This is a genomic window from Frigoribacterium sp. MEB024 (assembly GCF_000878135.1).
In the GTDB taxonomy this organism is placed as follows: domain Bacteria; phylum Actinomycetota; class Actinomycetes; order Actinomycetales; family Microbacteriaceae; genus Frigoribacterium.
The window spans coordinates 101,687-114,741 of record NZ_JXQZ01000001.1; the positions used below are offsets into that span (position 1 = coordinate 101,687).

General features: G+C 70.3%; 10 protein-coding genes. 5 read left to right on the forward strand and 5 right to left on the reverse strand.

What is annotated here, in order from left to right; translation table 11 throughout:
- The first annotated feature begins 24 nt into the window (after window positions 1-24).
- A complete protein-coding gene (locus tag SZ60_RS00455; protein WP_082059743.1) occupies window positions 25-1,455 on the forward strand; it encodes a UDP-glucose/GDP-mannose dehydrogenase family protein in 1,431 nt (476 codons plus the stop codon).
- Window positions 1,456-1,642: 187 nt separating this feature from the next.
- Here SZ60_RS00455 and glnA read toward each other — a convergent pair whose 3' ends face one another.
- Window positions 1,643-3,067, reverse strand: a complete 1,425-nt coding sequence (glnA, locus tag SZ60_RS00460) for a type I glutamate--ammonia ligase (RefSeq protein ID WP_043592663.1) — start codon at window positions 3,065-3,067, stop codon at window positions 1,643-1,645.
- Window positions 3,068-3,205: 138 nt separating this feature from the next.
- On the opposite strand from glnA, the gene SZ60_RS00465 reads away from it, so the two are divergent.
- A complete protein-coding gene (locus SZ60_RS00465; protein ID WP_043592664.1) occupies window positions 3,206-3,649 on the forward strand; it encodes an RDD family protein in 444 nt (147 codons plus the stop codon).
- 72 nt (window positions 3,650-3,721) lie between these two features.
- Here SZ60_RS00465 and SZ60_RS00470 read toward each other — a convergent pair whose 3' ends face one another.
- Window positions 3,722-4,444 carry a DUF4191 domain-containing protein gene (locus SZ60_RS00470; RefSeq protein ID WP_043592665.1) on the reverse strand — a complete coding sequence of 241 codons (723 nt, stop codon included), beginning with the start codon at window positions 4,442-4,444 and terminating at the stop codon, window positions 3,722-3,724.
- Window positions 4,445-4,566: 122 nt separating this feature from the next.
- Here SZ60_RS00470 and SZ60_RS00475 point away from each other — a divergent pair, with 122 nt between their 5' ends.
- Window positions 4,567-5,928, forward strand: coding sequence for a hypothetical protein (locus SZ60_RS00475; RefSeq protein ID WP_043592666.1), 1,362 nt, complete (start codon window positions 4,567-4,569; stop codon window positions 5,926-5,928).
- Window positions 5,929-5,951: 23 nt separating this feature from the next.
- On the opposite strand, the gene sucB is transcribed toward SZ60_RS00475, so the two are convergent.
- The 3 genes from sucB to SZ60_RS00490 all read right to left on the reverse strand — a co-directional run bounded on the left by sucB (window position 5,952) and on the right by SZ60_RS00490 (window position 10,545).
- Window positions 5,952-7,427, reverse strand: a complete 1,476-nt coding sequence (sucB, locus tag SZ60_RS00480; protein ID WP_043592667.1) for a 2-oxoglutarate dehydrogenase, E2 component, dihydrolipoamide succinyltransferase — start codon at window positions 7,425-7,427, stop codon at window positions 5,952-5,954.
- Between the two features lie 91 nt (window positions 7,428-7,518).
- Complete coding sequence (gene lpdA / locus SZ60_RS00485; protein ID WP_043592668.1) at window positions 7,519-8,892, reverse strand: dihydrolipoyl dehydrogenase; 1,374 nt, start codon at window positions 8,890-8,892, stop codon at window positions 7,519-7,521.
- Window positions 8,893-9,066: 174 nt separating this feature from the next.
- Window positions 9,067-10,545, reverse strand: a complete 1,479-nt coding sequence (locus SZ60_RS00490; RefSeq protein WP_043592670.1) for a leucyl aminopeptidase — start codon at window positions 10,543-10,545, stop codon at window positions 9,067-9,069.
- An 85-nt stretch (window positions 10,546-10,630) separates the two neighbouring features.
- On the opposite strand from SZ60_RS00490, the gene SZ60_RS00495 reads away from it, so the two are divergent.
- Both SZ60_RS00495 and SZ60_RS00500 read left to right on the forward strand, forming a co-directional pair.
- Window positions 10,631-11,557, forward strand: a complete 927-nt coding sequence (locus SZ60_RS00495; RefSeq protein WP_043592852.1) for a proteasome assembly chaperone family protein — start codon at window positions 10,631-10,633, stop codon at window positions 11,555-11,557.
- 88 nt (window positions 11,558-11,645) lie between these two features.
- On the forward strand, window positions 11,646-13,001 hold the full coding sequence (locus SZ60_RS00500; protein ID WP_043592672.1) for a nitrate/nitrite transporter: 1,356 nt from the start codon (window positions 11,646-11,648) through the stop codon (window positions 12,999-13,001).
- Window positions 13,002-13,055 lie beyond the last annotated feature (54 nt).

Genomic DNA, 13,055 nt, shown 5'->3' on the forward strand with positions numbered 1-13,055 from the left:
CTTCCTCATCCCCAGGAGCGCATCATGACGAACGACGCCACCACCCCCCAGCCCGCCGCCACCGAGACGGCAGCCGACGTCGCCTCGGTCAAGCCCCGCATCAGCGTCATCGGCACCGGCTACCTCGGCGCCACGCACGCCGCGGCCATGGCCGAGATGGGCTTCGACGTGATCGGGGTCGACACCGACCCCGCCAAGGTCGCGGCCCTGGCCGAGGGGCGCGTGCCGTTCTTCGAGCCCGGCCTGCCCGAGCTCATCCTGGAGCACGTCGGCTCGGGCCGGCTCACCTTCACGACCGACCTCGCCGAGGCCGTCGCCCTCTCGGACGTGCACTTCATCTGCGTCGGCACGCCGCAGCGCCGGGGGAGCCACGCCGCGAACCTCTCGTACGTCGAGGAGGCGACCCGCAACGTCGCCGCCGCCCTGAGCCACGACGGCCTGATCGTCGGCAAGTCGACCGTCCCGGTCGGAACGGCGGCGCACCTGCGCGAGATCGTGGCCGGCGTCGTGCCCACCGGCATCACGGCCGACCTCGTCTGGAACCCCGAGTTCCTCCGCGAGGGCCACGCCGTCGAGGACACCCTGCGTCCGGACCGCATCGTCTTCGGCGGGACCGACGTCCGCACCGAGGCCCTGATGCGCCAGGTCTACGCGATGCCCATCGCCACGGGCACGCCGGTCATCTCGTGCGACCTGCCGACCGCCGAGCTGGTCAAGGTCAGCGCCAACGCGTTCCTCGCCACGAAGATCTCGTTCATCAACGCGATCAGCGAGTTGTGCGAGGCGGCCGGCGCCAACGTGTCGACCCTCGCCGACGCCCTCGGCTTCGACGACCGCATCGGCCGCAAGTTCCTCAACGCCGGTCTCGGCTTCGGCGGCGGCTGCCTGCCCAAGGACATCCGGGCCCTCATGTTCCGGGCCAACGAGCTGTCCGCCCACCGCGTCGTCGGGCTCATGCAACAAGTCGACGAGATCAACATGGCGCAGCGCCAGCGGGTCATCGACCAGGCGATCGACGCCTGCGGCGGTTCGGTGCTCAACCGGCGCATCGCCGTGCTCGGGGCGGCGTTCAAACCGCACACCGACGACGTCCGCGACTCGCCGGCCCTGAACGTCGCGGCCGCGCTGCACCTGCGCGGCGCCCAGGTGCTCGTGGTCGACCCCGAGGCCACGCAGACGGCCCAGCGAAGCTTCCCGACGTTGTCGTTCGCCGACTCGGCCGCCGAGGCCGTGACGGACGCCGACGCGGTGCTGCTCCTGACCGAATGGCCCGAGTTCGTCGGGGCGGACGCGGCCGGGCTCGCCGAGCTCGCCGCCAACCCCGTGGTGATCGACGCCCGCAACGTGCTCGATGCCGAGATCTGGTCGGCCGCCGGGTGGGAGGTCCGTCCGCTGGGCGGCCGTCGCACGCCGGCCCAGCGTCGCGTGCTGACGCCGACCGCCGTACCCGCCTGACCGGATCGTCGGGCACGGGCTGACGGGCCGCCTCCCTCGGGAGGCGGCCCGTCCTGCGTCCGCTGCCGCGCCTCCTGGTGTCGGGTGCCTCCGAGGAGGCGCGGGTCGCCTCCCCGAGGACCTCGCACCGGCGACGCGAGAGGCCCGCACCCCCTGGGGGATGCGGGCCTTCGGTGGTGCGATCGGATCAGACGCCGAAGTACAGCTCGAACTCGAAGGGGTGAGGACGCTGCGCCATGGGCAGGATCTCCTTCTCGCGCTTGTACGCGATCCAGGTCTCGATGAGGTCCTCGGTGAAGACGTTGCCCTTGGTCAGGAACTCGTGGTCGGCCTCGAGCGCGTCGAGCGCACCCTCGAGCGACGCGGGCACCTGCGGGATGTTCTTCGCTTCTTCCGGGGGCAGCTCGTACAGGTCCTTGTCGACCGGCTCGTGCGGCTCGATCCTGTTCTGGATTCCGTCGAGGCCGGCCATCAGCTGCGCGGCGAACGCCAGGTACGGGTTCGAGGCGGCGTCCGGGACGCGGAACTCGATGCGCTTCGCCTTCGGGTTCGTGCCGGTGATGGGGATGCGGATGGCCGCCGAGCGGTTGCCCGCCGAGTACACGAGGTTGACGGGAGCCTCGAAGCCCGGGATCAGACGGTGGTACGAGTTGATCGACGGGTTCGTGAAGGCGAGCACGGCGGGGGCGTGCTTGAGCAGGCCGCCGATGTACCAGCGCGCGAGGTCGGACAGGCCGCCGTAGCCGTTCTCGTCGTAGAACAGCGGCTTGCCGTCGTTCCAGAGCGACTGGTGGGTGTGCATGCCCGAGCCGTTGTCGCCGAAGAGCGGCTTCGGCATGAAGGTCGCGACCTTGCCCCACTGCTCGGCCGTGTTCTTGACGATGTACTTGAACTTCAGGATGTCGTCCGCGGCGTGGACCATCGTGTCGAACTTGTAGTTGATCTCCTGCTGGCCGCCGGTGCCCACCTCGTGGTGTGCACGCTCGAGCTCGAGACCCGAGTCGATCAGCTTGAGGCTGATGTCGTCGCGCAGGTCGGCCGTCTTGTCGACCGGGCTGACCGGGAAGTATCCGCCCTTGTAGGCCGTCTTGTTGGCGAGGTTGCCGCCCTCCTCGACGCGGCCGGTGTTCCAGGCGCCCTCTTCGGAGTCGACGCTGTAGAAGCTGGCGTTCTGCTTCACCTCGTAGCGGACGTCGTCGAAGATGTAGAACTCGGCCTCGGGGGCGAAGAACGCGGTGTCGGCGATGCCGGTCGACGCGAGGTACTTCTCGGCCTTCTTGGCGACCTGACGCGGGTCACGGCTGTAGAGCTCGCCGTTCCGCGGGTTGAAGATGTCGAACACGAGGACGAGCGTGCGCTCGGCGCGGAACGGGTCGACGTACCCGGTCGTGACGTCGGGGATGAGCTGCATGTCCGACTCGTGGATGGAGGCGAAGCCCCGGATGGAGGACCCGTCGAAGAGCTGTCCGACGGAGAAGAACTCCTCGTCGACCGTGGAGGCGGGGATGTTGAAGTGCTGCTGGACACCGGGAAGATCGGTGAAGCGGATGTCAAGGAACTTGACGTCGGTGTCCTTGATGAACTTCAGCACCTCGGAAGAATCAGTGAACATCTAGATGTCTCTCCAATGGGCTTGGAACGGATCGGATGCGGGACGCAGCCTCCGACGAGGCTACGGAGGGGCCGTTTCGCTGCGGTGTCCCTCATGTTTCCGGCATGTTACGGCTCGGTCCCTCGGTAGGCTCGGGACATGCCCGATCGCACCGCGCCTCCTTCTCGCCCCGCCTCCGTGGGCGGCCCCGACGACGGAGCACAGCGCTGGCCGGGCGAGCGGCTGGGGCTGCCCGAAAAGGGCCCGCGCTCCGTGGCCCGGCTCGGGCGGCGCGTCGCCGGGCTCGCCGTCGACTGGGCGATCGCCTACGCCGTGGCCGCACTCTTCTTCGGTGGCGAGGGCCTCGCCATCACCGGGGTGTTCCTGCTCATGCAGATGCTCTTCCTCGTGCTGTTCGGAGGCTCGCTCGGGCACCTCGCCCTGGGCATGCGTCTCGTGCCGATGGCCGGCGGCCGCATCGGTGTGGGGCGTCCCGTCCTGCGGTCGGTGTTGCTCGTGCTCGTCATCCCGGCCGTCGTCTGGGACCTCGACCAGCGAGGTCTGCACGACCGCGTCGCCGGGACGCTCCTCGTCCGCGTCTGAGACGCCCGACGGCCCCCCTCCTGGTCGGAGGGGGGCCGTCGTCACGTCACGTCGAGGTGAATGTCGCCGGGGTCAGCGCGGACGACCCGACCGCACCTTGAAGGGGTCGACACCCTTGGGGATGGGCAGGCCGTTCTGACCGAGGGACTGGAGGCGGTTGCTGACGGCCAGCACCTCGTTGCGGTTGATGGACGACTTGAGCTTGTTCATGCGCCCGGCGAGCTTGTGGAGGGGCACGGAGTCCGCATCGGGGCCGACGTTCAGCACGTGGACCGGCACGTTCGGCAGGATGCGCGTGACCTTGCGACGTTCTTCGTCGACGAGTCGGCGGGTCTGGCCGGCGCCGCCTTCGGCGACGAGCACCACACCCGGCCGGCCGACCGCGCGGTACACCGCGGCCTGACTGCGCCCCTGGACGGCCACGGGCATCTCGGCAGCGCGCCACGCACGACGCAGGCCGCTCTTCATGACCGCACCGACGGCACCCGGCTGCCCCTCGATCTGCGAGTAGGCCGCGCGCTCGGCCTTCCGACCCAGCACGATCAACAGCAGCAGGAATCCGAGCATGACGCCGACGACGATGTAGAGCACCAGCGCGAGCACGTTGCCACCCGTGAGCAGCAGCGCCGCGACCACACCGAGCAGCACGGGCACGAAGAACGCCAGCAGCATCATCGGCAGCGCCGTCTTGTCGACGCGGCGGGTCATCTGGAAGACCTGCCACATCTGCTTGAGACGGCCGGGTTCCTTCGGCGGTTTCGGGGACGTGTTCTCGGGGGGCGTACGACGAGCCATGTGGACCAGGATACGGGGTAAGCGGTCCCGACGAATCCTCCCCAGGGACTCGCATCCGTCGACGGTCGACAGTGTTCCCCCGCGGGACGACGCCGTCCGGCACGGGACGACACCATCGGCTCATGACGAACGAGTCGATCGGCCCCTACCGCGTGCTCTCCCGACGCCTCGACGGTGCGGTGGAGCGCATCCTCGCCGAGGCACCCGGTGGGTCACGCGTCGTGCTCAGGAGGCGCGGGTCGGGCTCGGCGGGACGCTCTCCCGTCGCCGAGGCGGTCGCCTTCGCACGCGCCGACCATCCGCACGTCGCGACCCTCGTCGACGTGCTGACGAGTCCGTCGGGCGAGCTCGTGCTGGTCTTCCCGGACGTCGGCGGTGACCCGCTCGCGTCGTGGCTCGCCGCCCGGGGGCGTCCCGAGCCGGGGGAGGTGATCACCCTCGTCGTGCCCGTGCTGGGCGCGGTCCAGCACCTGGCCCGTCGGGGGACGGCCATCGGTGCTCTCGACGTCGACGACATCGAGATCGATGCTCGCGGGGCACCCGTGCTTGTCACCGTGCCGCAAGCGGCCCTCGGTCCGGACGCCGAGCGCGCGTCGTTGCCCGCGGCGGCGCAGTTCGCCCGGGCTCTCGTCGAGCGGGCGGCGCGACCGGCGTCCCGTGATGCGGCGCCGACCCTGGACGCGTCGAGCTTCGAATCACTGGTCGAGTCGGTCTTCGACCTCGGCGAGGCCGTCCCCCTCTCGAGCATCGACGCCGTGGTCGACGGCGTCGACGGCGGCCTCGTGCGAGACCCCCTCGTGTCGGCCCCCGAGGACGAGCAGACCATGCGGGGCTGGCTCACCTTCCTGCCCGAATCCGAGGCACTCGACCGGGCGATCGCCGGTGTGCGGGACCTGCGGCCACGGCAGGTCGTCACAGCCCTCGGGACCGTTCGACGGCGCTACCGACTGCTCGCGGTCGTCGCGGTCGTCGTCGCCGGTGCGGCGATCGTCGTCGGGCCGGCTTCCTCGGCACGCCATGACGGCTCCGACGACGACGTGGGTGCTGTCTCGGCCGGGCGCGATGCCTCGACGCCGGGGAGTCCTGCGAGCGACTTCCCGGGGGCCACCACGGCCGCACCGTCCCGGTCGGGCGGTACAGGGTCCTTCGACGAAGCCGGGGCACTCGTGGTCGGTGACGATCCCGTCGCAGCTGCCGAGGTGCTCCTGGCGGCTCGTCGGGAATGCCTGCGCGACGTGACACGCAGCTGTCTCGAGGTGGTCGACCAGCCGGGTTCACCGATCGCGCTCCGGGACGATGCCGTGCTCGACGATCCCTCGCTCGCCGGTGCGGCGACGGACGATCTCGAGTTGACGGGAGGGGCGTCACGAACCGGGGGGACGGTCCTGCTCGGGGCGACGGGCCCCGACGGCGAACCGGCCTCGGTCCTCGTGATGAGGACCGAGGCCGGTTGGCGGCTTCGCGACGTGATCGTCGATCGGTGAGGGCGGGCCTCACCCGACGAGCGTCAGATGCCGAGCTTGGACGTGAAGTCCCCGCCCTCGAGACGCTCCTTGACGGCGACCAGGAAGCGGGCGGCGTCGGCACCGTCGACGATGCGGTGGTCGTACGACAGGGCCAGGTAGACCATGGACCGGATCGCGATGGACTCCGACCCGTCGGCCTTGATGACCACCGGGCGCTTGACGACGATGCCGGTGCCGAGGATGGCCACCTGCGGCAGGAAGACCACCGGGGTGTCGAACAGGGCTCCGCGCGAACCCGTGTTCGTGACGGTGAACGTGCCACCGGCCAGCTCGTCGGGCTTCAGCTTGTTGTCACGAGTGCGCTGCGCGAGGTCGGCGATCTGACCGGCGATGCCCGCGAGGTCGAGGTCGGACGCGTTCTTGATGACCGGCGTCAACAGGCCGCGCTCGGTGTCGACCGCCATGGCGACGTGCTCGTGGTCGGGGTAGACGATCGAGTCACCGTCGACGGTGGCGTTCAGCTTGGGGTGAGCCTTGAGTGCCTCGGCGGCCGCGAGCGTGAAGAAGGGCAGGAAGGACAGCTTGTTGCCGGTCTTCTCGAGGAAGGCACCCTTGTTCGCGTCGCGGAACGCGGCCACCTTGGTGACGTCGACCTCGACGACGCTGGTGAGCTGGGCCATGGCCTGCATCGACTGGACCGCGCGCTCGGCGACGACCTTGCGGAGGCGTGACATCGGGACGGTCGTGCCACGCAACGGCGAGACCTCGATCGGAGCGGGACCGGCGGAGGCCGGTTCCGACGTGGCCGAGGACGCGGCGGCCTCGGCTGCGGCGAGGACGTCCTCCTTGCGGATGCGACCTCCGACGCCACTGCCCGTCAGGGTCGAGATGTCGACGCCCTTCTCGTTCGCCAGCTTGCGGACGAGCGGGGTGACGTAGCCGACGGGCGCACCGCTGCTCGGGGCCGGGGTGGCAGGTGCCGAGGTCTCGGACGAGCCCGTCGCAGGCGAAGGGGTCGGTGCCGACGGGGCGGGCTGCTCACTGCTGGGCTGCGTGGCCTCGGGCTGCGCTGCGGCGGGCTCCTGGCCCGCAGCGTCCTGCTGTGCCGCAGGCGCCGGGTCCACCGCGGGGGCGGGCTCGGGCGCGCTGGCCGCGGAGTCCTCGCCGGGGGCAGGGGCGGCCGACGAGGCGACCTCGGGCTCCTCGGCCTCGGCTTCGGTGGGCGCCTGCTCGGGCTCCGCGGCGGCCTCGGGCTCGTCCGCGGGGGCCTCGGATGCGCTGCCGTCTCCGATGCGGACGAGGGCGGTGCCCACCTCGACGGTCTCGTCCTCGGCGACGAGGATCTCTTCGATCACACCGGCGACGGGCGAAGGGATCTCGGTGTCGACCTTGTCGGTCGAGACCTCGAGCAGCGGCTCGTCGACCTCGACGCGGTCACCGACGTTCTTCAACCAGCGGGTGACCGTACCCTCGGTGACACTCTCTCCGAGTGCCGGGAGGTTGACGGATTCGCTCATCTGTGGGGCTCCTTTGACGACATGTGTGTGTCTGTGATTGCTGTGGTTGTGATGCGGGCCCCTGCTTCGCAGGAGCGATGGTGCTCGGGATCTACATCGCGTGGAGCGGCTTGCCCGCGAGGGCCAGCATGGCTTCGCCGAGTGCTTCGTTCTGGGTGGGGTGGGCGTGGATCAGGGGGGCGACGTCTTCCGGGTAGGCCTCCCAGTTGACGGCGAGCTGTGCCTCACCGATCAGCTCTCCGACGCGGGCACCGATCATGTGGACACCCACGACGGGGCCGTCGACCACGCGGACGACCTTGACCGAACCGCTGGTGCCGATGATGTGGCTCTTGCCGTTGCCCGCGAGGTTGTAGTCGTAGCTGGTGACCTTGTCGGCGCCGTACTGGTCGGCGGCCTTGACCTCGGTCAGGCCGACCGAGGCGACCTCGGGGTCGGAGTAGGTGACCTTGGGGATGTTCACGTCGGAGATCACCTGCGGCTTGAGGCCCGCGATCTCTTCGGCGACGAAGATGCCGTGCTGGAAGCTGCGGTGGGCGAGCTGGAGGCCGGGCACGATGTCGCCCAGGGCGTAGACGCCGGGGACGTTCGTCGCGAGGCGCTCGTTCGTCAGGACGAAACCGCGGTCCATCGTGATGCCGACCTCTTCGTAGCCGAGACCGGCGGTCGAGGGGCCACGGCCGACGGCGACGAGCATGAGGTCCGCCTCGAAGGTCTTGCCGTCCTCGAGTGTGACGACGACGCCGTCGTCGTTCTGCTCGACACCCTGGAACCGAACACCGAGCGAGAAGGCGATGCCGCGCTTGCGGAAGGCGCGCTCGAACTGCTTCGAGATGGACTCCTCCTCGTTGGGCACGAGGTGGGGCAGGGCCTCGACGATGGTCACGTCGACGCCGAAGCTCTTCCAGACGCTGGCGAACTCGACGCCGATGACACCGCCGCCGAGGATGACGACCTTGTTCGGCACGTGGTCGAGCGCCAGGGCGTGCTCGCTGGTGATCACCTTGCCGCCGATCTCGAGGCCGGGGAGGCTGCGCGAGTACGACCCCGTGGCGAGCACGACGTTCTTCGCCTTGAGCGTGGTCTCGCCGACCTGGACGGTCGACGGGGAGGTGAGCTTGCCCTCGCCTTCGACGGTCGTGATGCCGCGAGCCTTGACGAGTCCCTGGAGACCCTTGTACTTGCTGGCGACGATCCCCTCGCGATACGAGGTCACCGCGGCGATGTCGATGCCGTGGAAGTCGGTGTTGACGCCGTACTTGGCGGATTCACGCGAGACGTCGGCCACCTCGGCCGAGTGCAGCAGTGCTTTGGTGGGGATGCAACCACGGTGGAGGCAGGTGCCCCCGACCTTGTCCTTCTCGACGAGTGCGACGCTCAGGCCCAACTCGCTCGCTCGCAGCGCTGCGGCGTATCCGCCGCTCCCGCCACCGAGCACCACCAGGTCAAAATTCTGTTCCGACACCCAGCAACTCCCTCGTGCGTCCGCGGAACCCCGACGCCGAGGCGGGGCCGTCGCGGTGGCGACGACGCCCGTCCCCGAACCGACCGCACCGTTCGGCGGCGTCGTCGTGACGCACGTCGGCGGATGCCCTCGGGGGACCGATCTCAGCGGGTTTCTCCCGCCCCCACGACCCTACTACGCAGCGGAAAACTTGTCGGCCAGCTCGATCAGGGTGCGGACGGTCACACCCGTCGAGCCCTTGGCCGTGTAGCCGTAACCGCCGCCCTTGTTGTTCGACGGCCCCGCGATGTCGAGGTGCGCCCAGGGGATCGGCGTCGACGTTCCCTCGCGCGACCCGACGAACTCGTTGAGGAAGACGCCGGCCAGCAGCATGCCGGCCGCCGTGTTGCCCGGGGTCGCGTTCACGAGGTCGGCCACGTCGGAGTTCAGGCGCGCCCGCAGTTCGGCGGCGAGCGGCATGCGCCAGAACGTCTCGCCCGCCGCGTCGGCGAGCGACACGATCTCGGACGCGAGGTCGTCGTTGCCCATGACGCCGACGTAGCGCATGCCGAGGGCGACGACCTGGGCGCCCGTGAGGGTGGCCACGTCGACGATGGCGTCGGGCTGCTCGTCGCTCGCCGCGACCAGGCCGTCCGCCATGACCAGACGGCCCTCGGCGTCGGTGTTCGTCACCTCGACGGTGGTGCCGCCCTTGATGGTGAGGACGTCGTCGGGTCGGATCGCCGTGCCGCTCGGCATGTTCTCGGCGATGCAGAGCCAGGCGGTCAGTCGAACGGGCAGCCGCAGCTTCGCTACGGCGACCGTCACGGCGAGGACCGTCGCGGCACCCGTCATGTCGTCCTTCATGCCGAGCATGCTCGCGGCGGGCTTCAGCGACAGTCCGCCCGTGTCGTACGTGATGCCCTTGCCGACCAGGGCCAGGTGCTTCGCTGCCCCGGCGGGGGAGTACTCGACCTTGACCAGCCGGGGTCCACGACTCGACCCCTGGCCGACGCCGAGGATGCCCCCGTACCCGCCGTCGCGGAGACCGTCCTCGTCGAGGACGGTGACCGAGAGGGCGTCGTCCGCGGCATGCGCCACGGCGAAGTCGGCGAGTGCCTGGGGGTACATCTGCTGCGGGGGAGTCGTGGCCAGGTCGCGGACGGTGTGCACGGCCTCGGCCACCACGGCCGCGCGCTCGAGGGCGGAGTCCTGGACGTCGGCCGACGTCGCCAGGGCGATGTCACGGGCGTGTCGACGGGTGTCGGACGCCGAGGAGTGGCGGAAGGCGTCGAACTCGTACGACGCGATCGCGGCGCCTTCGAGCGCGGCCAGGGCGCCGGCGGCGTCGCCCACGGGCAGGGCCAGGACGACCCGGTCGACCGCGGTGAGTTGACGGACGGCCGACCCCGCGGCGTAGCGGAGGCTCTCGGCCGTGACGGAGTCACCCAGGCCGACCAGGGCCACGATCGAGGCGGTGACGCCGGCCGCGGGGACCTTGACGAGTTCGTCCCGGGCGCCGGTCACACCCAGGGCGGCGAACGACTCGGCGAGCCCCGGGACCTCGAGGGTCGGTTCGGGGCCGTCGGCCCCCTTCAAGACGCCGACGACGAGGACGTCGGCCTCGGCGGCGATCGGATCGGACGGCAGGACGGAGAGCGTGGCGACGGTCATCGGCCCATCGTATCGACCGTGGTGTTCGCTCTCGGCACGTGGTCGGGGCACCTTCCGTCGACGCCCGGTGCCTAGCATGGAGACCATGCACGACCCCGCAGCCCTCTACGACATCACACCCGACGCCGACGACGTGCCCGAAGGCCTGCCGCTCGTCGCCGGCCTGACCGGGTTCGCCGACGCGGGCTCGGCGGTGAGCCAGCTGGCGGAGTACGTCCTCGACACCCTCGACCACACCCTCGTGGCGACCTTCGACGCCGACGAGCTCCTCGACTACCGTGCCCGTCGCCCGACCTTCACCTTCGACCAGGACCACATCTCCGAGATCGAGCCCTCGACCCTGTCGCTCTACCTCGTCCACGACGACCTCGGTCAACGGTTCCTCCTCCTCGCGGGGTTCGAACCCGACTTCCAGTGGCAGCGCTTCACCGCGGCCGTCGTGCAGCTCGTCGAGCGCTACCGCGTCTCCACCACGACGTGGGTGCACTCCATCCCCATGCCCGTGCCCCACACGCGTCCGATCGGGGTGACGGTGAGCGGCAACCGCTCCGACCTGGTCGAGGCCATGTCGGTGTGGAAGCCCGTCACCCAGGCCCCTGCCAACGCGTTGCACCTCGTCGAGCACCGCCTCGGCGAGACGGGGCACCCCACCGCGGGGTTCGTCCTGCTCGTGCCCCACTACCTGGCCGACACGGAGTTCCCCGACGCCGCCGTGGCGGCGTTGTCGAGCATCAGCGCTGCGACGGGTCTGATCTTCCCGACCGACCGCCTCCGCGAAGAGGGCCGCGACTTCATGGTCAAGGTCGACGAACAGGTCGCGGGCAACCACGAGCTCTCCCGCCTGGTGGCCACCCTCGAGGAACGTCACGACACGTACATGCAGGGCAACCCCCTGCCCTCCCCGCTGACCGACCAGGACGGCCAGGTGCCCTCGGCCGACGCCCTCGCCGCCGAACTCGAGAAGTTCCTCGCCACCCGGCGGGTGGACGGCGAGGGCGACGACCGCTCCTGACCGACGCCGCGCCTCCCGGGTCCGTTCCGATCCGGGAGCGCAGGAGGCGCGGGCCGGCGGCCAGCCCCCGGTCGGCTAGGGTCGCGGGGTGAACTCCGCGCGTGCCTGGCTCGTCTGGGGCGCCGCCGTGTTCGCCTACGTCGTCGCCGTCCTGCAGCGGTCGTCGCTCGGGGTCTCGGGTGTCGAGGCGCAGCACCTCTTCGGCGTCTCGGCCTCGACGCTGTCGACCCTGGCCGTCGTGCAGCTCGTCGTCTACGCCGGGCTGCAGATCCCGGTCGGCGTCCTGCTCGACCGGGTCGGGCCCAAGAGACTCATCGTCGCCGGTGCCGTCCTGTTGGCCGCGGGCCAACTCGTCGTGGCGCTCTCGCCGCCGACCATCGGCGTGGCCGTCGCGGGCCGCGTGCTCGTGGGCGCCGGCGACGCGATGACCTTCATCTCGGTGATCCGTCTTCTGCCTTCGTGGTTCCGCGGGCCGATCCTTCCGCAGGTGTCGCAATGGACCGGCAACGTCGGACAGATCGGCCAGGTGCTGTCGGCCGTGCCGCTCTCGATCGTGCTTCACGGGGCGGGGTGGGGTCCGGCCTTCCTCAGCGCGGCGTCCCTCTCGGTCGTGGCCGCCGTGGTCGTCGTGCTGGTGGTCAAGGAGTCCCCGGCCGGCCGCATCCGCTCCGAATCGGTCCTCAGCTGGGCCGACGCGGGCCGACAGCTCGGGCAGAGCGTCCGTCGTCCGGGGACCCGGCTGGGGTTCTGGTCGCACTTCGTGACACAGTCGTCGGGCACGGTCTTCAGCCTGCTGTGGGGCGTTCCGCTGCTGGTGGGCGGTCTCGGCTTCTCGACCGGCGAGGCCTCGGGCATGCTTTCGCTGCTCGTGGTGTCGGGTGTCGTGGCGGGGCCGATCCTCGGCGTGCTGGTCGCGCGCTACCCGATGCGACGGTCCAATCTCGTCCTCGGCATCGTCACGGTGCTGGCCGTCGTCTGGACGACGTTGCTGGCGTGGCCCGGGACGCCTCCGCACTGGCTCGCGTACGTGCTGGTCGTCGTCCTCGGGGTGGGCGGTCCGGGCTCCTTGATCGGCTTCGACTTCGCGCGGACGTTCAACCCGCTCCGCAGTCTGGGGGTGGCCAACGGCGTGGTCAACGTCGGCGGCTTCCTGGCGAGCTTCGTCATGATGTTCCTGATCGGCGTCGTCCTCGACCGACTCGACGCGGCCCGCGTCGCCTCGGGGCAACCGAGCGACCTCTTCGCCTTCGAGTCGTTCCGCATCGCCCTGCTCGTCCAGTACGTGGTCGTCGGCGGTGGCGTGGTGGCCTTGCTCGTCGAGCGCCGACGCACCCGTCGTGGCCTTCGGCTCGAGGAAGGAATAGAGGTGGCGCCCCTCTGGGTTGCCCTGAACAGGAGATGGCAGGCCGCGCGCAACCGGCCCCGACGGGACCCACACGCCTGACGTCGCCCGTGTCGCCCGGCACCGGCCGGACGTGCAATAATGGGATACGGACCC

Coding starts and splice junctions, on each gene's coding strand:
- SZ60_RS00455 (WP_082059743.1), top strand. CDS start 25: ATGACGAACGACGCCACCACCCCCCAGCCCGCCGCCACCGAGACGGCA.
- glnA (WP_043592663.1), bottom strand. CDS start 3,067: ATGTTCACTGATTCTTCCGAGGTGCTGAAGTTCATCAAGGACACCGAC.
- SZ60_RS00465 (WP_043592664.1), top strand. CDS start 3,206: ATGCCCGATCGCACCGCGCCTCCTTCTCGCCCCGCCTCCGTGGGCGGC.
- SZ60_RS00470 (WP_043592665.1), bottom strand. CDS start 4,444: ATGGCTCGTCGTACGCCCCCCGAGAACACGTCCCCGAAACCGCCGAAG.
- SZ60_RS00475 (WP_043592666.1), top strand. CDS start 4,567: ATGACGAACGAGTCGATCGGCCCCTACCGCGTGCTCTCCCGACGCCTC.
- sucB (WP_043592667.1), bottom strand. CDS start 7,427: ATGAGCGAATCCGTCAACCTCCCGGCACTCGGAGAGAGTGTCACCGAG.
- SZ60_RS00490 (WP_043592670.1), bottom strand. CDS start 10,545: ATGACCGTCGCCACGCTCTCCGTCCTGCCGTCCGATCCGATCGCCGCC.
- SZ60_RS00495 (WP_043592852.1), top strand. CDS start 10,631: ATGCACGACCCCGCAGCCCTCTACGACATCACACCCGACGCCGACGAC.